Origin of the sequence: Streptomyces sp. YIM 130001, assembly GCF_003574445.1 — a bacterium.
Classification (GTDB): Bacteria; Actinomycetota; Actinomycetes; order Streptomycetales; family Streptomycetaceae; genus Streptomyces.
Map to the genome: position 1 here is coordinate 152,401 of NZ_KZ984551.1, position 18,225 is coordinate 170,625.

The 18,225-nt window shown below is 71.0% G+C and carries 16 protein-coding genes and 2 tRNA genes; 6 read left to right on the forward strand and 12 right to left on the reverse strand.

Annotated elements, in window-relative coordinates:
- Positions 1–31: 31 nt before the first annotated feature.
- The 4 genes from DSC45_RS08445 to pgsA all read right to left on the reverse strand — a co-directional run bounded on the left by DSC45_RS08445 (position 32) and on the right by pgsA (position 3,557).
- Complete coding sequence (locus DSC45_RS08445) at positions 32–595, reverse strand: LemA family protein (protein WP_119288702.1); 564 nt, start codon at positions 593–595, stop codon at positions 32–34.
- 78 nt (positions 596–673) lie between these two features.
- A complete protein-coding gene (locus DSC45_RS08450; RefSeq protein ID WP_119288704.1) occupies positions 674–1,885 on the reverse strand; it encodes a glycosyltransferase family 4 protein in 1,212 nt (403 codons plus the stop codon).
- Positions 1,882–2,904: a phosphatidylinositol mannoside acyltransferase gene (locus tag DSC45_RS08455; protein ID WP_119288706.1), complete on the reverse strand. Its 1,023-nt coding sequence runs from the start codon at positions 2,902–2,904 to the stop codon at positions 1,882–1,884. The genes DSC45_RS08450 and DSC45_RS08455 overlap by 4 nt, the downstream gene beginning before the upstream one ends.
- A complete protein-coding gene (gene pgsA, locus DSC45_RS08460) occupies positions 2,901–3,557 on the reverse strand; it encodes a phosphatidylinositol phosphate synthase (RefSeq protein WP_119288708.1) in 657 nt (218 codons plus the stop codon). Before pgsA ends, DSC45_RS08455 begins: the two co-directional genes overlap by 4 nt.
- Before the next feature lie 312 nt (positions 3,558–3,869).
- Here pgsA and DSC45_RS08465 point away from each other — a divergent pair, with 312 nt between their 5' ends.
- Positions 3,870–6,068 carry an elongation factor G-like protein EF-G2 gene (locus tag DSC45_RS08465; RefSeq protein WP_119288710.1) on the forward strand — a complete coding sequence of 733 codons (2,199 nt, stop codon included), beginning with the start codon at positions 3,870–3,872 and terminating at the stop codon, positions 6,066–6,068.
- A 217-nt stretch (positions 6,069–6,285) separates the two neighbouring features.
- Positions 6,286–7,950: a hypothetical protein gene (locus DSC45_RS08470; RefSeq protein WP_119288712.1), complete on the forward strand. Its 1,665-nt coding sequence runs from the start codon at positions 6,286–6,288 to the stop codon at positions 7,948–7,950.
- 30 nt (positions 7,951–7,980) lie between these two features.
- Here DSC45_RS08470 and DSC45_RS08475 read toward each other — a convergent pair whose 3' ends face one another.
- Positions 7,981–8,541: an HIT family protein gene (locus tag DSC45_RS08475; protein ID WP_119288713.1), complete on the reverse strand. Its 561-nt coding sequence runs from the start codon at positions 8,539–8,541 to the stop codon at positions 7,981–7,983.
- Positions 8,542–8,642: 101 nt separating this feature from the next.
- Positions 8,643–10,619: a threonine--tRNA ligase gene (gene thrS, locus DSC45_RS08485; RefSeq protein ID WP_119288715.1), complete on the reverse strand. Its 1,977-nt coding sequence runs from the start codon at positions 10,617–10,619 to the stop codon at positions 8,643–8,645.
- 475 nt (positions 10,620–11,094) lie between these two features.
- On the opposite strand from thrS, the gene DSC45_RS08490 reads away from it, so the two are divergent.
- A complete protein-coding gene (locus tag DSC45_RS08490) occupies positions 11,095–11,820 on the forward strand; it encodes an exonuclease domain-containing protein (protein WP_119288717.1) in 726 nt (241 codons plus the stop codon).
- A 97-nt stretch (positions 11,821–11,917) separates the two neighbouring features.
- Here DSC45_RS08490 and DSC45_RS08495 read toward each other — a convergent pair.
- Positions 11,918–11,989, reverse strand: a tRNA-Val gene (locus DSC45_RS08495).
- Positions 11,990–12,085: 96 nt separating this feature from the next.
- Entirely contained in the window at positions 12,086–12,532 is a 447-nt protein-coding gene (locus DSC45_RS08500) for an SRPBCC family protein (RefSeq protein WP_119288718.1), read from the reverse strand.
- A gap of 131 nt (positions 12,533–12,663) precedes the next feature.
- Between DSC45_RS08500 and DSC45_RS08505 the strand changes: the two genes are divergently transcribed.
- The gene (locus tag DSC45_RS08505) at positions 12,664–15,189 is read left to right on the forward strand and encodes an SCO7613 C-terminal domain-containing membrane protein (RefSeq protein WP_119288720.1); all 2,526 of its coding nucleotides are present in this window, start codon (positions 12,664–12,666) and stop codon (positions 15,187–15,189) included.
- A gap of 85 nt (positions 15,190–15,274) precedes the next feature.
- Here the strand turns inward: DSC45_RS08505 and DSC45_RS08510 are convergent.
- A tRNA-Val gene (locus DSC45_RS08510) sits at positions 15,275–15,346 on the reverse strand.
- A 67-nt stretch (positions 15,347–15,413) separates the two neighbouring features.
- Positions 15,414–15,857: a TIGR02611 family protein gene (locus tag DSC45_RS08515; protein WP_119288722.1), complete on the reverse strand. Its 444-nt coding sequence runs from the start codon at positions 15,855–15,857 to the stop codon at positions 15,414–15,416.
- Positions 15,858–16,048: 191 nt separating this feature from the next.
- Here DSC45_RS08515 and DSC45_RS08520 point away from each other — a divergent pair, with 191 nt between their 5' ends.
- Complete coding sequence (locus DSC45_RS08520; RefSeq protein WP_003959770.1) at positions 16,049–16,462, forward strand: SsgA family sporulation/cell division regulator; 414 nt, start codon at positions 16,049–16,051, stop codon at positions 16,460–16,462.
- Between the two features lie 202 nt (positions 16,463–16,664).
- Positions 16,665–17,222 (forward strand): CGNR zinc finger domain-containing protein, encoded by a 558-nt coding sequence (locus DSC45_RS08525; protein WP_119288724.1) that lies wholly within the window; start codon positions 16,665–16,667, stop codon positions 17,220–17,222.
- A gap of 15 nt (positions 17,223–17,237) precedes the next feature.
- Here DSC45_RS08525 and DSC45_RS35670 read toward each other — a convergent pair whose 3' ends face one another.
- Entirely contained in the window at positions 17,238–17,390 is a 153-nt protein-coding gene (locus DSC45_RS35670; protein WP_162929170.1) for a hypothetical protein, read from the reverse strand.
- Positions 17,391–17,592: 202 nt separating this feature from the next.
- The gene (locus DSC45_RS08530) at positions 17,593–18,045 is read right to left on the reverse strand and encodes a hypothetical protein (RefSeq protein ID WP_119288726.1); all 453 of its coding nucleotides are present in this window, start codon (positions 18,043–18,045) and stop codon (positions 17,593–17,595) included.
- Positions 18,046–18,225 lie beyond the last annotated feature (180 nt).

An 18,225-nucleotide genomic window follows, 5' to 3' on the forward strand; every position in this document is an offset into this window, starting at 1 on the left:
CGGAACCCGGCGGCGAGCGAAGGCGCAGTCCCTACGCGCGCGTGGCGCCCGGTCCGCCGGCCCGGTCGGCGAGCACGGTGGGCGGCTCGTCGTCCATCTCGACGGCGAGCGGGAACGGCGCATGACCGGCGAGGCGGAACCAGCGCACGGTGCGATGCCGGCGCAGGGCCCGTGCGGCCCGTACCGCGTCGTTGTGGAAACGCCGGGCCATCGGCACCCGGCGTACCGCCTGGGCCAGTTCGCCGGCCGCCTCGTCCCCGCCTGCCGCCTCGCGGACCAGGTCGAGCACCTCCTGCTCGGCGAACACCGCGCGCAGGGCCTGGCTGAGCTCGCTCTCGGCGACCTCCCGATGCTCCTCCGCGGCCTGCCGCGCAGCGTGCGCGGCCTCGTAGAGCACGATCGACGCGGCGGGATCGAGGATTCCCGAGGTGGCCAACTCCTGGGCCACGGAGGCCCGGCGCAGAAGTTGCGCGTCGAGCGCGGCCCGTGCGGCGTCGATCCGGGCGTGCAGACGGTCGAGCCGGCCGGCCGTCCAGCTGAGGTACAGGCCGATCGCGAACAGGACGACGGCGATCCAGATCAGAGTGGAGGTCACGGGCGGCAAGGCTACCGTCGCGGCGACCGGTCACCGCACGCCGGGAAATCATCCTCCTGCGCATGCAAGGACGCTCCGTCAGCTCTTGGCGAGCCCCAACCGGGCCCGCAGACCGATCCGTTCGTCGGCGGCCACCGACGCGGCGCCGTCGGTGACCGTCTCGTAGACCGAGAGGATGTCCGCGCCGACCGTCGACCAGTCGAAGCGCCGTACGTGGGCGCTCCCCCGCTCGTGGAGTCCGGTCCTGCGCTCCGGGTCGCCGAGCAGCCTGAGCGCGGCGTCCGCGAGCGCGTCCGCGTCCTCGTTGGCGAAGAGGTCGCCGGCGGCGCCCTGGTCGAGGACCTGCGCGAAGGCGTCCAGGTCCGAGGCGAGCACGGGTGCTCCCGCGGACATCGCCTCCACGAGGATGATGCCGAAGCTCTCGCCACCGGTGTTGGGCGCGACGTACACGTCGACGCTGCGCAGCAGCCGGGCCTTGTCCTCGTCGCTGACCATGCCGAGGAACTCCACGCGCTCACGCATCTCGGCGGGCAGGCTCTCGACAGCCTCGTCCTCGTCGCCCCGGCCGGCCACCAGGAGCCGCGTGCCGGGGCGTTCGGCCAGGATCTTCGGAAGGGCCTGCATCAGGACGGGCAGGCCCTTGCGCGGCTCGTCGATACGGCCGATGAAACCGATCGTGCCGGTATTGCCCTCACGGTCGCCGACAGCGGCGTCCTCGCCGCGCGCCGGGGCGGACTGCCATTCGGCCTTCGGCTCGGCGCGGGCGAAGAAGTCCACGTCCACGCCGTTGGGGATGACGACCGCGTCGCCGCCGAGGTGTTCCACCAGGGTGCGCCGCGCGTACTCGCTGACCGCGATCCGGGCGCTGATCTTCTCCAGGGCGGGCTGCAGGATGGGGTACGCGGCGATCATCGCGCGCGAGCGCGGGTTGGACGTGTGGAACGTGGCGACGATCGGCCCCTGCGCGGCCCAGCAGGTGAGCAGGCCGAGCGAGGGAGAGGCCGGCTCGTGGATGTGGATCACGTCGAACGTGCCGTCGTGCAGCCAGCGGCGTACCCGACTCGCCGACAGAAAGCCGAAGTTGAGCCGCGCCACCGAGCCGTTGTACGGCACGGGAACGGCTCGGCCGGCCGACACGACGTACGGCGGCAGCGGGGTCTCGTCGTCGGCGGGAGCAAGTACGGAGACCTCGTGGCCGAGGCGGATCAGATGCTCCGCCAGGTCACGGATGTGGAACTGGACGCCGCCGGGCACGTCCCAGGAGTAGGGGCAGACGATGCCGATCTTCATGCCGTCGTCCCTTCGCCCGGCCCGGCCGTCCGCGTGTCTTCGCCCGCGCGCGCGTCGTCCGCGTCGTCGCCCACGCGCGCGTGGTGCCCCCGCGAGGGACCCGCGTCGCCGCCCGCGTGCGCGGGGGCCTTCGCCGGATCCAGGTCGGCGAGCCACAGCCGCTGCAGCATGTGCCAGTCCTCCGGATGCTCCCCGATACCCGAGGCGAAGGCATCGGCCAGCGCCTGTGTCATGACAGACGTCTTCTCGGCCCGGGTACCTGACTCGGGGACATCGACCGGCGGATGGATCCGGCCCTTCATCACCGGCGAATCGTCGTAGAAGAGCGTCACGGGCAGCAGGACCGCCCCGGTCTGCTGGGCCAGCAGCGCCGGTCCGGCCGGCATCCGTGCCGTATCGCCGAAGAACGAGACCTCGACGCCGGACGCGGACAGGTCGCGGTCGGCCACCAGGCAGACCAGGCCGCCGGCCCGCAGGCGCCGCGCGAGAGTGCCGAACGCGGCACCACCGGTGTGCGGCAGCACCTCCATGCCGAGGCTGCCGCGATAGGCGACGAAACGGTCGTACAGGGACTCCGGTTTCAGCCGCTCCTGCACGGTGGTGAACGGAGTGTCGAGCTTGGCGGTGACCCAGGCACCGGCCAGGTCCCAGTTGCCCAGGTGCGGCAGCGCAGCGATCACACCGCGGCCGGAGGCCAGCGCCTCCGTCAGATGGTTCACACCGGTGGGCTCGAAGCCGTCCCGCATGCGCTGCTTGCTCCACGCGGGCAGCCGGAAGGACTCCATCCAGTACCGCATGTACGACCGCATGCCGGCCCTGGACAGGTCGCGCAGCTGCTCGGGAGACGCATCGGGCACCACGCGCGCGTAGTTGGCCTCCAGGCGTCGCACCCCGGTGCCGCGGCGGCGCCAGGCCAGGTCGGCGACGGTGCGCCCGAGGCGTACCGCGACGGGTTCGGGGAGCTTCTTGACCGAGCTCCAGGCGAGCCCGTACAGACCGTCGGTGAGCTTCTCCTTCACGCGGCGCCGCCCTCGGCCGCGGCGGCATCGGCCTCGGCGGCCTCACGGCGCACCGTCACGACCCGCTGGCCGAGCGTGATCACGCTGCCGCCGGCCACGATCCACAGCGCGATCGGCAGCAGCACGTCGATGCCGGGAACGCCGAAACCGTGCAGACCCGCGAGACCCGCGGCGACCAGCGAGATGACGAGGCGCTCCGCCCGCTCGATGAGCCCGTTGACGGCGACCGGCAGGCCGATCGACTCGCCGCGGGCCTTCGTGTACGAGACGACCTGACCGCTCGCCAGACAGAAGATCGCCACCGCGCAGAGCAGGTTGTTGTCACCGCTGCCCGCGTACCAGAGCGCGAAGCCGCCGAAGATCGCACTGTCGGCGACCCGGTCGAGGGTGGAGTCCAGGAACGCTCCCCACCGGCTGGAGACCCCGGCCTGCCGGGCCATGTTCCCGTCGACCAGGTCCGAGAAGACGAACAGCGTGATGACGATCGTGCCCCAGAAGAACTCCCCCCGGGGGAAGAACACCAGCGCTCCGGCCATCACCCCGGCCGTGCCGATGAGCGTGACCGCGTCCGGGCTCACCCCCCGACGAAGCAGAAATGCGGCGAACGGCGTGAGGACACGCGTGAAGAATGCACGCGCGTACTTGTTCAGCATGGCCTTCCCGGGGGGTCGGTGGCCGGCGAGCCCCTACGGCGACCGGCGCTGGCCCATCGTAGTCACGCGCGCGTGGACCCCACCTCCGCAGCCCCCGCCCGGGTACGGCGCGGCGCTTGCGCACCGGCGTGGACCGGCCGTGTACCGGCTGCCGGCGATCCCGTGAGACGTATGGACGCGCCCGGACCCGAGTGGAAAGCTCGAAGGACCGCGGGCGTCGCCGGAGCCGCCCCCGCACGCGGTTCCCGCGTGTCCGCGCCCTCTCCCCCACCGTGCAACGCAATCGGGAGTCATCCCATCGGGAGGCACAGCATGGGCGACAAGGCGAGCACACACCCCGGGGCCGCCGGCAGGGCAGCGACGGCCGACCGTCCCGCGTCGATACGGAACGTGGTGCTGGTCGGCCACAATGGTTCGGGAAAGACGACCCTGGTGGAGGCCCTGGCCCTGACCGCGGGAGCCGTGAACCGCCCGGGGCGCGTGGAGGACGGCACAACCGTCTCGGACCACGACGAGATCGAGCACCGTCAGCAACGCTCGGTCCAGCTGTCCCTGGTCCCCCTGCACTGGGACGGCATCAAGATCAACCTCATCGACACCCCGGGCTACGCGGATTTCGTCGGGGAACTCAGGGCCGGTCTGCGCGCCGCGGACGCGGCCCTTTTCGTCGTCTCGGCGGCGGACGGTGTGGACGGCGCGACCCGCATGGTCTGGGAGGAGTGCGCGGCGGTCGGCATGCCCCGCGCCATCGTCGTCACACACCTGGAGGCGGCCAGGGCCGACTTCACCGAGATGACCCGGATCTGCGCGGAGGCCTTCGGGGCCGAGGACCCGGACGCCGTACTGCCGCTGTACCTGCCGTTGCACGGGACGCAGGGCGCGGACGGGCACGCTCCGGTAACCGGTCTCGTCGGCCTGCTCTCGCAGCGGGTCCTCGACTACGCGTCGGGCGAGCGCAAGGAGTCCGAGCCGGATCCCGGCCGGCTGCCGTCGATCGAGGACGCACGTAACCGCTTGATCGAGGGGATCATCGCCGAGAGCGAGGACGAGTCCTTGATGGACCGCTACCTCGGCGGCGAGGAGATCGACCACAAGACCCTGGTCGACGATCTGGAGCGGGCCGTCGCACGCGGCTCCTTCCACCCTGTTCTCGCCGCCGCCCCCGCCGCGGAAGGCGCCCGGCAAGGCATCGGTACGGTCGAACTGCTCGAGCTGATCACCGGCGGCTTCCCGACACCTCTGGAACGCGAGGCTCCGCCCGTCACCACTCCGCAGGGCGCCGCGCGTCGTGCGCCCACCTGCGTTCCCGAGGGGCCGCTCGTCGCCGAGGTGGTGAAGACCTCCTCCGATCCGTACGTGGGCCGGGTGTCCCTGGTGCGGGTCTTCTCCGGCACGCTGCGGCCGGACGTGACCGTGCACGTTTCGGGGCACGGTCTGGCGGACCGCGGGCACGAGGACCACGACCTGGACGAGCGCATCGGCGCTCTCTCCGCGCCGTTCGGCAAGCAGCAGCGCGTGCTCTCCTCCTGCATCGCGGGCGATCTGGCCTGTGTGGCGCGGCTGACCCGCGCGGAGACCGGCGACACGCTGTCGAGCAAGGACGACCCGCTTCTGATGCAGCCGTGGTCCATGCCGGACCCGCTCCTTCCGCTCGCCATCCAGGCCCACAGCAAGCCGGACGAGGACAAGCTCTCGCAAGGTCTTTCGCGGCTGGTCGCCGAGGACCCGACCATGCGCCTCGAACACAATCAGGACACCCACCAGGTGGTCCTGTGGTGCCTGGGCGAAGCTCACGCGGACGTCGCCCTCGAGCGGCTGCGCAGCCGCTACGGCGTACAGGTCGACGTCGTGGCGCACCGGGTTCCGCTGCGCGAGACCTTCGCGGGCAAGGCGGCGGGGCGCGGACGGCACGTCAAGCAGTCCGGCGGCCACGGCCAGTACGCCGTCTGCGAGATCGAGGTGGAGCCGCTGCCGGGCGGCGCGGGCATCGAGTTCGTCGACAAGGTGGTGGGTGGTGCGGTGCCGCGGCAGTTCATTCCCTCGGTGGAGAAGGGCATACGCGCCCAGGCCCAGCGGGGCATCGCCTCCGGACACCCGATCGTGGACGTCAAGGTCACCCTTCTCGACGGAAAGGCGCACTCGGTGGACTCCTCCGACGCCGCCTTCCAGACGGCCGGCGCCCTGGCCCTGCGGGAGGCGGCCGCGGACGCCGCGATCCATCTGCTCGAACCGGTCGCCGAGGTACGGGTCCTGGTGCCCGACGCATTCGTGGGCGCGGTGATGAGCGATCTGGCGGGCCGGCGAGGCCGAGTGGTCGGCACCGAGCAGTCGCCCGGCGGGCGGACCCTGGTGCGCGCCGAGGTTCCCGACGTCGAGATCGGCCGGTACGCGGTGGACCTGCGCTCCCTCTCGCACGGCACCGGCCGTTTCGGGCGCAGCTACGTCCGGCACGAGCCGGTGCCCGCGCCGCTCGCGGCCAAACTCCGGGAGGAGACGGAAGAGGCGGGCTGAGGCACCTCAGGCCGACCGCCGGCGCTGCCCCGTGGCTGAATGACGCCTGTTCAACTCTGTTGCGGCCGACCGTCATTGTGACGTCCCCTGACGTATGTCAGTGCCCCCCGATACATTGATGATCTGCGGGGCGGGCACGGTGACCTCGGGACCGGAATCCTCAACAGGTCGCCGGGGCAGGCAAGTCGGCAAGGGCCGCGGCAGCGGCAGTGCGGTGATGGGGGCAGTAGTGGCGGATCTCTTCGACTTCAGGCCCGGTGCGCAGGTGCCGCTGTCGGGCGCGGCAGGCGAGACCGCGGCCACGCACGCCCTGGCCTCGGCCGCGTACCGCGACGTGCCGCTCGACGAGATCCTCAAGGCGAACAGCGAATGGCACAAGTCCACGGTGAAGAAGGGCAAGTTGTCGCTCTTCGCACCGAATCTGGGCGAGGCGTTCTCGCACGCCGTGCAGACCAGGATGCTCGGCGGCGCGCGGAAGCCGCTGATCCAGTCGTTCGGCATGGAGCCGCAGTCGGTCGTCGAGCACTGCCTCGCGGCGAACGGCATCCGCAAGGCGCGTGACACCCGTCTGACCGGCGTCACCTTCCTGTTCGGGGTGCTGTTCCTGCCGGGCCTGCTCATCTGGCTGCTCATCTTCCAGATCCGCAAGACGCTGGGCGGCCTCAAGGACCGCCGCATGGCCGCACTGGGCACGGCACTCCTGGTGGGCGCCTGCGGTCTCGGGGTCCTGTACCTGGTCAAGCTGCCGTTCACCGGCCTGCTCGGGCTCTACATACGGGCCATGGTCATCGTGCCGGTGCTCGGCTGGCTGCTCGCCAAGCAGATCTGCGAGCGCACGGCCCGTGACCTGAGGGGGCGCTGGGAGAGCCTGCTCGCGGGCGGTGGCATCGGCCCCAAGATCCCGGAGGCGGTTCCGAGCACCCCCAACCAGACGGCGGCCGAGCGCCTGCGCCAGAGTCTGGCCCGGCTGACCGCGGAGCAGCATTCGAACTCGGTCTTCTACGCCGGCCCCAAGGGCATCCTCGGCATGGGAACCCGCTGGGGCAGCTGGCAGCTCGCCGAAGAGCTGATACCCGTGGACGAGAAGTCGGAGATCAACCCGTTCCGCAGCTGGGACGTCGTCCGCGCGGTTCACGACCAGCTGCTGCTCCTGGAGCGCGGCCCGCTGCACACCGGGGGCTTCCCGAAGCCGTCGATACGCCACTGGGTGGTCTCCCCGGTGGGGGAGAACGCGAGCGAGGTGGCCCGCCCCGGCGGGACCGACGTGGAGGCCTTCCAGATCAAGGGCCACGAGATACAGCGCATCTGCAACGAGCAGCAGTTCGGCAGCGGTGACCGGCACTACCTCGGCGTCCAGTTCGTGCTCTGGGACGGCCAGTTGGTGATCACCATGCTGATCACGGTGACCGTGCTGCACGAGACGCTGCGCATCGAGGTGACCGGGCACGCGCTCGGGCCGGTGCATCCGCTCTTCACGACCAAGCCGAAGGCCAAGGTCAAGGAGGTCTCGCGGGCGGTCAAGTTCTGGGAGACCAAGGAGGTCAAGCAGCCGCTCGTCGAGACAGCGGAGGTGGTGCGTCTCGCCGCCCGCGCGCCCTTCACCTGGTTTCCGCCGCTCCTGAACTACCTGGGCGGCAAGCTGACCCTGCCGGAGCCCTTCGGCCTGCGCCACGCCTGGGCCGACAAGCCCTGGCGGCACCGTTTCATGGCCGACGACGCACTGCGCGCGGCCACCCCCGTACTGCGTGTGGTGCACGCATCGGCCCTCAGGGTCCTCAAGGAGAACGGCGTGAACACCGAGCGCTTCGGCAACCGTTCGCTGTTCCTGAGCAACGTGGTGCAGGAGGCCGCACCCCGCAAGGCGGACGTCTACGACGCGTAGGAGCGCCCGCAGAGTGCGGTCCGCGTGCGGTCAGTCCACCGGCCAGGCGTCGGCGAGCATCTTCCGGGTGTCCGCAAGCAGTTGCGGAAGCACCTTGGTGTGCCCGACCACCGGCATGAAGTTGGTGTCGCCGCCCCATCGCGGCACCACGTGCTGGTGCAGGTGCGCGGCGATGCCGGCGCCCGCCACCGTGCCCTGGTTCATCCCGATGTTGAATCCGTGCGCGCCGGACGCGGCCCGCAGCGCCGTCATGGCGCGCTTGGTCTGCTCGGCCAGTTCGGCGGTCTCCGCCGCGTTCAACTCGGTGTAGTCGGCGGTGTGCCGGTACGGCACCACCATCAGGTGTCCGCCGTTGTACGGGTACAGGTTGAGCACCGTGTACACGTGCTCGCCGCGGGTGATGATGAGCCCGTCCTCGTCGGACTTGGCCGGGATCGCACAGAACGGACAGCCGTCGCCGGCATCGGGCCCACTGGGCTTGTTCTCGCCCTGGATGTAGGCCATCCGGTGGGGCGTCCACAGGCGCTGGAACGCGTCCTGGGTACCCACTCCGATCTGCTGCTCCGGCTCACTCGTCATGGTGTGCAGCATATGACTTCACGGAGGCGGACCGTATCGCCGGGGCCGGACCGGCGCAGCCCCCGGAAAGCTGCTGCCTTCCGGGGGCCGCGGTCGCCTGGCCGAGTCCGGGCTCAGACCTGCACGCGGCGCTCGACCACGTCGGCCAGCTTGGCCAGTGCGTCCTCGCGCGCGATGCCGTTCTCCTGGGAGCCGTCCCGGTACCGGAACGACACCGTGCCCGCGTTCATGTCGTCGTCGCCGACGATGACCATGAACGGCACCTTCTGCTTCTGCTGATTGCGGATCTTCTTCTGCATCCGGTCCGACGACGCGTCCACCTCGACCCGCAGTCCCTTCTTCCGCGCGTCGGCGGCGAACTCCTGCAGGTAGTCGACGTGCGCGTCCCCGACCGGGATACCGACGGCCTGCACGGGAGCCAGCCACGCCGGGAACGCACCGGCATAGTGCTCGAGGAGCACGGCGAAGAACCGCTCGATCGAGCCGAACAGGGCCCGGTGGATCATGACGGGCCGCTGCTTGGCGCCGTCGGGCCCGGTGTACTCGAGGTCGAACCGCTCCGGCAGGTTGAAGTCCAGCTGCACGGTGGACATCTGCCAGGTACGACCGATGGCGTCCTTCGCCTGGACGGAGATCTTCGGGCCGTAGAAGGCGGCGCCGCCCGGGTCCGGTACCAGCGGCAGGCCCTGCTTCTCGGCGACCTGCGCGAGGACCTCGGTGGCTTCCTCCCAGGCCTGGTCGGAGCCGACGTACTTCTCCGGGTCCTTGGTGGACAGTTCCAGATAGAAGTCGTTGAGGCCGTAGTCACGCAGCAGGCCCAGGACGAAGGTGAGCGTCTTGTCGAGCTCGTCGGCCATCTGCTCGCGGGTGCAGTAGATGTGCGCGTCGTCCTGGGTGAAGCCGCGGGCCCGGGTCAGACCGTGCACGACGCCGGACTTCTCGTACCGGTACACCGTGCCGAACTCGAAGAGCCGCAGCGGCAGTTCACGGTACGAGCGACCGCGCGCGTCGAAGATCAGGTTGTGCATCGGGCAGTTCATGGGCTTGAGGTAGTAGTCCACGCCCTCGTCGAGCTGCATGGGCGGGTACATGCCGTCGGCGTACCAGTCCAGGTGGCCCGAGGTCTCGAAGAGCTTCCCCTTGGTGGCGTGCGGGGTGTAGACGAACTCGTAGCCCTCCTCCTCGTGCCGGCGGCGCGAGTAGTCCTCCATGACCCGGCGGACGATGCCCCCCTTGGGGTGGAAGACGGCGAGGCCGGAGCCGATCTGCTCGGGGATGGAGAACAGGTCCAGCTCGTTACCCAGGCGGCGGTGGTCGCGCTTCTCCGCCTCGGCGAGGAACTCCAGGTGCGCCTTGAGCTCGTCCTTGGTGGGCCAGGCGGTGCCGTAGATGCGCTGCAGCATCGGGTTCTTCTCGCTGCCCCGCCAGTACGCGGCGGCGTTCCGCATCAGCTTGAACGCCGGGATGTTGCGGGTGGTGGGCAGGTGCGGACCGCGGCAGAGGTCCTTCCAGCACAGGTCGCCGGACTTCGGGTCGAGGTTGTCGTAGATCGTCAGCTCACCCGCGCCGACCTCGACGTCCGCGCCGTCGTCGCTGGAGGCGGATCCCTTGAGCCCGATCAGCTCCAGCTTGTACGGCTCGTCGGCCAGCTCCTCGCGGGCGGCCTCGTCGGTCACGACGCGGCGCGAGAAGCGCTGGCCGCGCTTCTGGATCTCCTGCATCTTCTTCTCGACGGCCTTGAGGTCCTCGGGGGTGAACGGCTTCTCGACGTCGAAGTCGTAGTAGAAGCCGTCCTTGACCGGCGGGCCGATCCCGAGCTTGGCCTCGGGGAACAGCTCCTGCACGGCCTGGGCCATCACGTGCGCGGTGGAGTGGCGCAGGATGTTCAGACCGTCGTCGGAGGAGATCTCGACCGGCTCGACCTCCTCGCCGTCCTTGATCTCGTGGGCGAGGTCCTTCAGTTCTCCCGCGACACGGGCGGCGATGACGGTGCGCTCGCCGGCGAAGAGCTCGGCGGCCGTAGTGCCCGTCGTCACCACGCGCTCTTCCCGCTCGGAATCGCGATGGATGATCACACGGACGTCTGACACCGGTCTCTCCTGCCTGATGGGGGCGCCACAGTGGACACTGCGCGTCTGAATCGTACCGAGCGGACAGGGCCCACCGCGAAACGGTCGCGCGGGGCCGCCGACGGCAGGCGACAGGCCCGGGTGCCACCCGTCTACCGCAGGGGCTCTCAGGAGCGAGCCGCCGCCCCGCCCACGACCGCCGCCAGGGTCTGCCCCGCGCGCACGCACGCCGCCCTCGTCATGCGGCCCCGCCCCGCGGCATCAACCTCGGCCGACGTTGCACGGGGCGGCATCCGTGTGCCCCCGAAAGCCGCGGCCACCTCGATCCTCCGCGCCGCCCGTCAGCTGCGGTGCCCCCGGTCGGCGTACGGCGCGAACAGGGCGGGTATCACCAGCTCGGGCGATGCGGGCAACATGCGGCCCCGCCAAGGGCGTTGACGGGCGGATGGACACCCTTCGCGCCATCCGCCGTGCAGGGACAGGGAGTTGCTTGGCGATGACATCTTGGTACGAGGGTCCCCTGGCCGCGTTCGACATCGAGACCACCGGCGTGGACGTCGAGACCGACCGGATCGTGTCGGCCGCCGTAGTGGTGCAGGATTCCGCGGGAGCGCGACCGCGGGTCTCGCGCTGGCTGGTCACCCCGGGCATACCGGTGCCGCGCGCGGCGACCGCACTGCACGGGCTCACCGAGGACCGGCTCTGCCGCGAGGGCCGCTGGCCGGCCCCGGTGATGGAGGAGATCGGCCGCGAACTCGCCGAACTCAGCGCTGCGGGCAAGCCGTTGGTGGTGATGAACGCCCCGTTCGATCTCACGCTGCTCGACCGCGAGTTACGCCGCCATCGGGCTTCCTCACTGGCCCGCTACCTGGAGAACCGTCCGCTGTGCGTGCTCGACCCCCGGGTCATCGACAGGCATCTCGACCGTCACCGCAAGGGCCGACGCACCCTGACCGACCTGTGCGCGGAGTACGGCGTACGCCGGGACGAGGCGCACGACGCGACCGCCGACGCCCATGCGGCGATGGAGGTGGCACGGGCCGTCGGCCGCCGGTTCGCCGAGCGATTGGAGCCCATGTCGCCGGCCGAACTCCACGCGCGGCAGGCGGTGTGGCACGCGGCCCAGGCGCGCGGCCTCGAGGAGTGGTTCGCACGCAGCGGCTCGACGGAGTCGGTCGATCCGGCATGGCCGATGCGCCCGGAACTGCGCGCGGCGGCCTGATCCGCTCCGCTCCGAAACCGTCCGGCACGGACTACGGCACGACGACGTCCGGACAAAGAAGAAGCCGGTCCGTCTACGACGGACCGGCTGTTTCCGGTGGGCGATACTGGGTTCGAACCAGTGACCTCTTCGGTGTGAACGAAGCGCTCTCCCACTGAGCTAATCGCCCGGGAACGCACTGAACCATACAGGTCGTCGCGCCGTTCCTTCAAACCAGTAGCGCCACCACACGACCGCGGCGAAGCACAGGCGACGCCTCCCACGCCTACTCGGCCGCAAGCCACTCCGTGAGCCCGCGCCGCCCTCCCCGCATCATCGCCGCATGGTTGAGCAGGAACACCGGCCGGCCTGGCACCGCGAAACGCCGCATGAGCGGCCGCCGCACCTCGACCTCCTGCTCGAACAGGGCGCGGGTCACCGTCCCCCGGCCCGTCACCGTCCACCGCGCCCAGCCGACGAGGTCCCCGCTCATCGCGATCCCGAGTTGCCCGGCCGCCGGGTCCCGGAGCTGCTCCCGCCCGGTGACCAGCAGGTCGTACGGCAGCAGCGAGCGGAAGCGGGCGGTGCCCGTCACCCGGTCGAGCGGCCGCACTTCACGCACTTGCGGCCACCAGTAGGGGTACTCCTCGGCGCGTTCGAGCACCGCGAAGACCTGCTCCGGCGCCGCCGGCAGCACCCAGACACTGCGGAAGCGGTAGTGACACCAGTCCATGGGGTCAGTGTGCCCCGCACTCCGGCCCGCCGACGGTCACGAACGGCTCGGCGTTCCGCCGCACCTACTCAGTCCGACCTGAGTAGCCGTGCGCATCCGGCGGGCGCACTGCCGGGCGCAGACTGCCGAGCATGCATCCTGTCCCGCCACCGGCCGAGGAACTGCGGATCCTCGATCACGAACTGGGCCGACTCGAGTCCCGTCGCGGCCAGTTGCTGGCCCGCCGGGCCGTCCTGGTGTCGGCACTCGCCCAGGAGCCGCCCCGTCCGTCCGTGCCTCCCGCCGCCCCTTGGGGGTCCGCGTGGGGATCGGCACGGCCGACGGCCGAGACGAATCCGCCGGGCGTCCGGAACGTCCTGCTCGCCCTCGGCGGCGTCCTGCTCGCGGTGGCCGCGGTGGCGTTCACCCTGTTCAGTTGGGGGCACCTGGGGATCGGCGGACGTGCCGCCGTGCTCGGCGCGGCGACGGCCGCCGCCCTCGCCGCTCCTGTGCTGCTGCTGCGCCGCGGGCTCGGCGCCACGGCTGAGACCGTGGCCGCCACCGCCCTGGTCCTGACCCTGCTCGATGCCTACGCGGTACACCGAGTGGCCCTCGCGGACGTCGCGCCGCTGCGGTACGCGACGGTGGCCTCGGGCGTCCTGGCTCTGCTGTGGGCCGCGTACGGTGCCGCCGCCCGGGACCTTCGCTCTCCCCTGCCCGTAGCCCTGATGCTGGGTCAATTTCCCTTGCTGCTCGGGTGCTTGGCCGCGGATGTCACGCCGCTCACCTTCGCGGTCGCGCTGCTCGCCACGGCCGCCGCGGACTGCGCGCCGGCATGGCGACCGGTGTCTCGCGCCGTACGCGTCACCGCGTCAGCGGCCGCCTGCGTCATGGGAACGGCCGCCGTCGCCATGGCCGTGGCCCTGTCGGCAGCGGCCCGCACGCCGTCCGCCGCCGCCGGCCCCGGGATGCTGCTGCTCGCCGCCGCCGCGCTCGCACTCCTCGCGGCGTCCCGGCTCACCTCCTCCCGCCCGGCGATCGCGCTGTCCGTGGTGGCCGGCGGCGCCCTCGTACTCGCACCGGCCTCGGTGGCGAGTACATCGCTGCCGGGCACATGGACGGTCCCGCTCCATCTGCTGTGCTCCGTAGGCGTGTTGACGCTGTGGCTCACTCGCCTGCCGCTCGCGCTGCGGCACGGACTTGCCCTCGCCTGCGGCGCGGTGCAGGCCTGGGCTCTGCTGTGGTCCCTGCCGTCACTGTCCGGGGCTCTGTCCGCCCCCGCAGCGCAGCTGAACGCGGTGTGGTCGGGAGCCGCGAACGATGTCGCATACGGGACGGGCGTGGGTCCGGCCGCCCCGGCCTGCCTCGCCGTACTCGCCGCCGTACTCCTCCTCGCTCGACGCCAGATGGGACCGGCTCCCACCCAACTCGCGGCCACCGCGCACCAGTCAGCCGAAGGCTCCACCACGACAATTAACTCCCTTACGAACCCGGCTAGTTCGGCCATCCTGCGGCAGACCGCCGCGATCTGCGGCGCCCTGTTCCTCGCCTGGTCCGCGGTCACCGCAGCCACGGCGGCGTTCGATCTGCCGCACCCGGCCGCGCTCGCCGTCCACATCGCCCTGGCCCTGGCCCTCCTCATGGTCGCGGCCCTGCTGCCCCGCGCCCGCGCGTCGTCCGGCACCGAGAAGGACACGCAGCGAACCCCGCTCACGGCTCTCACCACGACCGCGACCGTCCTCGCCGGCGCCTCGGCGGTCAGCGCATTCCTCCTCGGCCTCGCCACCCGCCCGGCGACGGTCACGACACTCGGCATCCTGCTCGCCGGCTGCCTGGCCGCCTCGGTCGTGCACCCGGAGGGGCGCGGACGGTGGGCGCCCGCTTGCGGCGCGGTCGCCTGCGCCACGGCCCTCGCGGTCGCCGTGCCCGCGAGCCTCGGTCTGCCCCGGCACGCGATCGCTCCGGTACTGCTGCTCATCCCGGCCGCGACTGCGGCTGTCGGCCACCGGCTGCGCGGTCTCGGCGTCGCCGCACCCGTCGAGTCTGCGGGCGCGGGCGCCGGTCTCCTGGCCCTCGCTGCCGCAGCGGACCGCGCGCCGCATCTCGCCCTGACGCTGGCCCTGGGCGGCCTGATCGCCGCGGCGACGGCCCTGCGCCCGGAGCGGCGACGTGTCGCCGCTCCCCTGGCGGCAACGCTCTTCGTCCTGGCCGGCTGGGTCCGGCTGGCCGCCTGGGACGTCGGGACTCCGGAGGCGTACACCCTGCCGGTCACGATCCCGGCCCTGGTCCTCGGTCTCCTGCACCGCCGCCGCTCCCCGGAGCTGCCGTCCTGGACGGCGTACGGACCGGGGCTCGCGACGACGCTGGTGCCCAGCCTGATCGCGGTGTGGGGCGAGGCCACCTGGCAGCGTCCACTGCTGCTCGGGACCGCCGCCCTCGCGGTCACCCTGCTCGGCGCCCGTCACGGCCTCCAGGCGCCCCTGGCGCTGGGCTCCGCGACCGCCGGCCTCGTCGGCCTGCACGAGCTGGCCCCGCACCTCGCCCAGCTGGTCGGCACGCTGCCGCGCTGGCTCCCGCCGGCGCTCGCGGGCCTGCTGCTGCTCGCCCTCGGCGCGACGTACGAACACCGGCTGCGGGACGCGCGACGGCTGCGCGAACTCCTGGGCCGCATGCACTGACCGGCGATCCCCAGAGGCTTACGCCGAGGCGCCGGAAACGACGAAGGTCCGTGAGACTCGACGTCTCACGGACCAACACCACGGGTGGGCGATACTGGGTTCGAACCAGTGACCTCTTCGGTGTGAACGAAGCGCTCTCCCACTGAGCTAATCGCCCGGGCGCACGGAGAACATTACCGCATGTCAGGACCGTGCCCGACCACGTTCTCCGCACGGAAACGGCGTCACTCCTCGATGTTCCAGGGCAGCTCGAGGCCGAATTTCCACAGGTAGATCCCGACCAGCACGGCCACGATCACCAGACCGGTGGCGGTCAGGATCATGTTCCGTCGGCGCACCTTCGGATCGAGAGCACGCTGCGCGGCCTCGGTGACCTTGCGCTTGGTCCAGCGCAGCACCAGCTGAGCCCAGACGAACTCCGTCGCCCAGATCGCCATGCCGCCGAAGATCACCAGCCAGCCGGGACCGGGCAGGACCAGCATCGCCACACCGGCTCCGACCACGGCCAGACCGACGACGAAAACGCCGACCTGCCAGCTCATGTGGAGCGCCCTGCGGGACCGCACGAAGTCCGGCGCCCTCGATCCCAGCTCCCGCTCGGACTGCTCGTTCTCCGGAGATTCGGTGGCCGCTGCAGCCTCTCCGTCTCCGTTACTCCCCGTGTTCATGCCGCCGAATATTACCGGACGGAAACGCTTCACCAGTTTGGCGGTACCTCGCAAACACGTCGACCGCTGTACGAGCGACCGAAAGCCACCCAAAACACTCAGAGGGGTTTACAACACCACCGTAGGTGGCATGTCGATTTCGCCGACGTGCGAATCCCCGAGCGCACACTGAGCGAAAGGCCCTGGCGCTTATGAACACCACGGTCAGCTGCGAGCTGCACCTGCGCCTCGTTGTGTCGAGCGAGTCCTCACTGCCTGTACCCGCCGGACTGCGGTATGACACGGCCGATCCCTACGCCGTGCACGCCACCTTCCACACCGGAGCCGAAGAGACCGTCGAGTGGGTCTTCGCCCGCGATCTCCTCGCTGAGGGGCTTCATCGCCCCACCGGAACCGGCGACGTCCGAGTCTGGCCGTCGCGCAGTCACGGTCAGGGAGTCGTCTGCATCGCCCTGAGTTCCCCAGAGGGCGAGGCCCTGCTCGAGGCCCCGGCGCGGGCCCTGGAATCCTTCCTCAAGCGGACTGATGCCGCCGTTCCCCCAGGCACGGAGCATCGTCACTTCGATCTCGATACGGAGCTCTCGCACATCCTGGCCGAAAGCTGAGCCAGGCAGTCCGCCGGAAAGCAGCCCGGTGCCGTCCGACTCGGGGCGACGGCTCGGGCCAAGACAATCGCATACAGGCAGTGACCGGCGCCGTCTCCACGGGTTTCCCCGCGGAGACGGCGCCGGTGTGTGAGAGGTCGACCCGCTAGCATCGGCCAGCGTCGGCGGGCAGCGGCCCGACCTCCATGCCAGGGAGCGAAACGTGCTGATCACCCACGACACCCGGTGCGCGCTGGACACCGTGGTGGATCTGGTGAACACCGCACCGGACGGCGACACCGGCGAAGGGATCCCCGATGTGGCGGCCCTCGGCGAATTCGTCCGCGGCCACGAGGTCAGCGATGTGGGCAGACTCGCGGAGCACGACCTGGCGGCCGTCCACCGGCTACGCGGCCGCTTCGCCGAGATCTTCGCGTCGACGGAGCCGCGTCACGCGGCCCTGCTGATCAACGAACTGGTGGCCGCCGCCGGCACCACGCCGCGGCTCACCGATCACGACAGCTACGACTGGCACATGCACTACTTCGCGCCGGGCGCCTCGGTGGCGGACCATCTCGCCGCGGACTGCGGGATGGCCCTGGCGTTCTTCGTCGTAGCGGGAGAACAGGACCGGCTGCGGCGCTGCGAGGCCCCGGACTGCCGTCGCGCCTTCGTGGATCTGTCCCGGAATCGCTCACGCCGCTACTGCGACAGCCGTACCTGCGGGAACCGGCTGCACGTGGCCGCCTACCGGGCACGACGCAAGGAAGCCGCGGGCTGATCGGTGCGGCGGCGCTCACAGTAGGAGCAGGTCATGAGCCGCCCCGAACAACAGCAGACAGCCGATCACCGCGAGGAAGATCATCAAGGGCGGCTGGGAGAGCGCGAAAAGACAGCCTCGCTGCTCGGACGGGGGTGCGGGGGCCTGGCCCCGGGAAGTGTCGTGCATCTCGGGGCGAATGATGGCTCAGCGAAGGCTCGCGTATCCGCCAACACGCCAATGAGGTGCGGGAGTTCGCGGGAATCCGGGGCCGGTTCCCGTATGCCGGACACTCCCTCCGGCCGACGGGTCCGGCGCGAGGGTCCGGAGGCCCTCGGGCACGGTGTACGGCCCCAGCTCGGTTCGGTGTTCAGGCCGAGGCCGGGAGGTCTCAGATGCCGTGCTTCTTGAGGATCGCCTCGATGTCGGAGAAGTCCTCCTGCGGCTCGGCCGCCGGCTTGGACTTCGCCTTCGCCTGCGGGGCCGCCGCCTGCTGCCCGGCTCCCAGGGACGGCGCCGAGGCGTCGGGAGCGACGGCCGCGCCCTGCTCCGCCCGGGCCGCCGCCTTGCGGTCCTTGCGGGTGCCGCCGCGGCGGCGCTCGACGGCGCGGCTGCTCGCGAACAGGACCCAGGACAGGCCGAGCACACCGAAGCCGACCCAGGTACTGGGCTTGAAGACCAGGTCGGAGACCCAGTCCACGACCCCGGTCATCACCAGACCGACCGGGATCAGCGAGTACGCCGCGATGCGCGTCGCCGTCAGGAAGCGCTTGCGGTACGCAGTGATCGCGGCGATACCCAGGCCGGCCGCGGACACCGCTGAACAGATGGTCTCGGCAAGCATCCGGTCCTCCAGCTGGGAGCCTTTTACGGTTACGTCCCCTCCATCCTGCACCGTCGGGGTGCCGTGGGGCCACGATCGGGCGCGACCTCAGGGACAAGTCAGGGGCGGATCTCCTCCCCAGTCAGGGTTCGTACTCCTCCCCCGGGTCCGGATTGGGCTGGTCCGCGGCGGGCTGGAAGA

Bases quoted from the DNA above. Each gene is read 5' to 3' on its own strand.
- DSC45_RS08450 (WP_119288704.1), bottom strand. From the start codon at position 1,885: ATGAAGATCGGCATCGTCTGCCCCTACTCCTGGGACGTGCCCGGCGGC.
- pgsA (WP_119288708.1), bottom strand. From the start codon at position 3,557: ATGCTGAACAAGTACGCGCGTGCATTCTTCACGCGTGTCCTCACGCCG.
- DSC45_RS08465 (WP_119288710.1), top strand. From the start codon at position 3,870: ATGGGCGACAAGGCGAGCACACACCCCGGGGCCGCCGGCAGGGCAGCG.
- DSC45_RS08470 (WP_119288712.1), top strand. From the start codon at position 6,286: ATGGGGGCAGTAGTGGCGGATCTCTTCGACTTCAGGCCCGGTGCGCAG.
- DSC45_RS08475 (WP_119288713.1), bottom strand. From the start codon at position 8,541: ATGCTGCACACCATGACGAGTGAGCCGGAGCAGCAGATCGGAGTGGGT.
- DSC45_RS08490 (WP_119288717.1), top strand. From the start codon at position 11,095: ATGACATCTTGGTACGAGGGTCCCCTGGCCGCGTTCGACATCGAGACC.
- DSC45_RS08500 (WP_119288718.1), bottom strand. From the start codon at position 12,532: ATGGACTGGTGTCACTACCGCTTCCGCAGTGTCTGGGTGCTGCCGGCG.
- DSC45_RS08505 (WP_119288720.1), top strand. From the start codon at position 12,664: ATGCATCCTGTCCCGCCACCGGCCGAGGAACTGCGGATCCTCGATCAC.
- DSC45_RS08515 (WP_119288722.1), bottom strand. From the start codon at position 15,857: ATGAACACGGGGAGTAACGGAGACGGAGAGGCTGCAGCGGCCACCGAA.
- DSC45_RS08520 (WP_003959770.1), top strand. From the start codon at position 16,049: ATGAACACCACGGTCAGCTGCGAGCTGCACCTGCGCCTCGTTGTGTCG.
- DSC45_RS35670 (WP_162929170.1), bottom strand. From the start codon at position 17,390: ATGCACGACACTTCCCGGGGCCAGGCCCCCGCACCCCCGTCCGAGCAG.
- DSC45_RS08530 (WP_119288726.1), bottom strand. From the start codon at position 18,045: ATGCTTGCCGAGACCATCTGTTCAGCGGTGTCCGCGGCCGGCCTGGGT.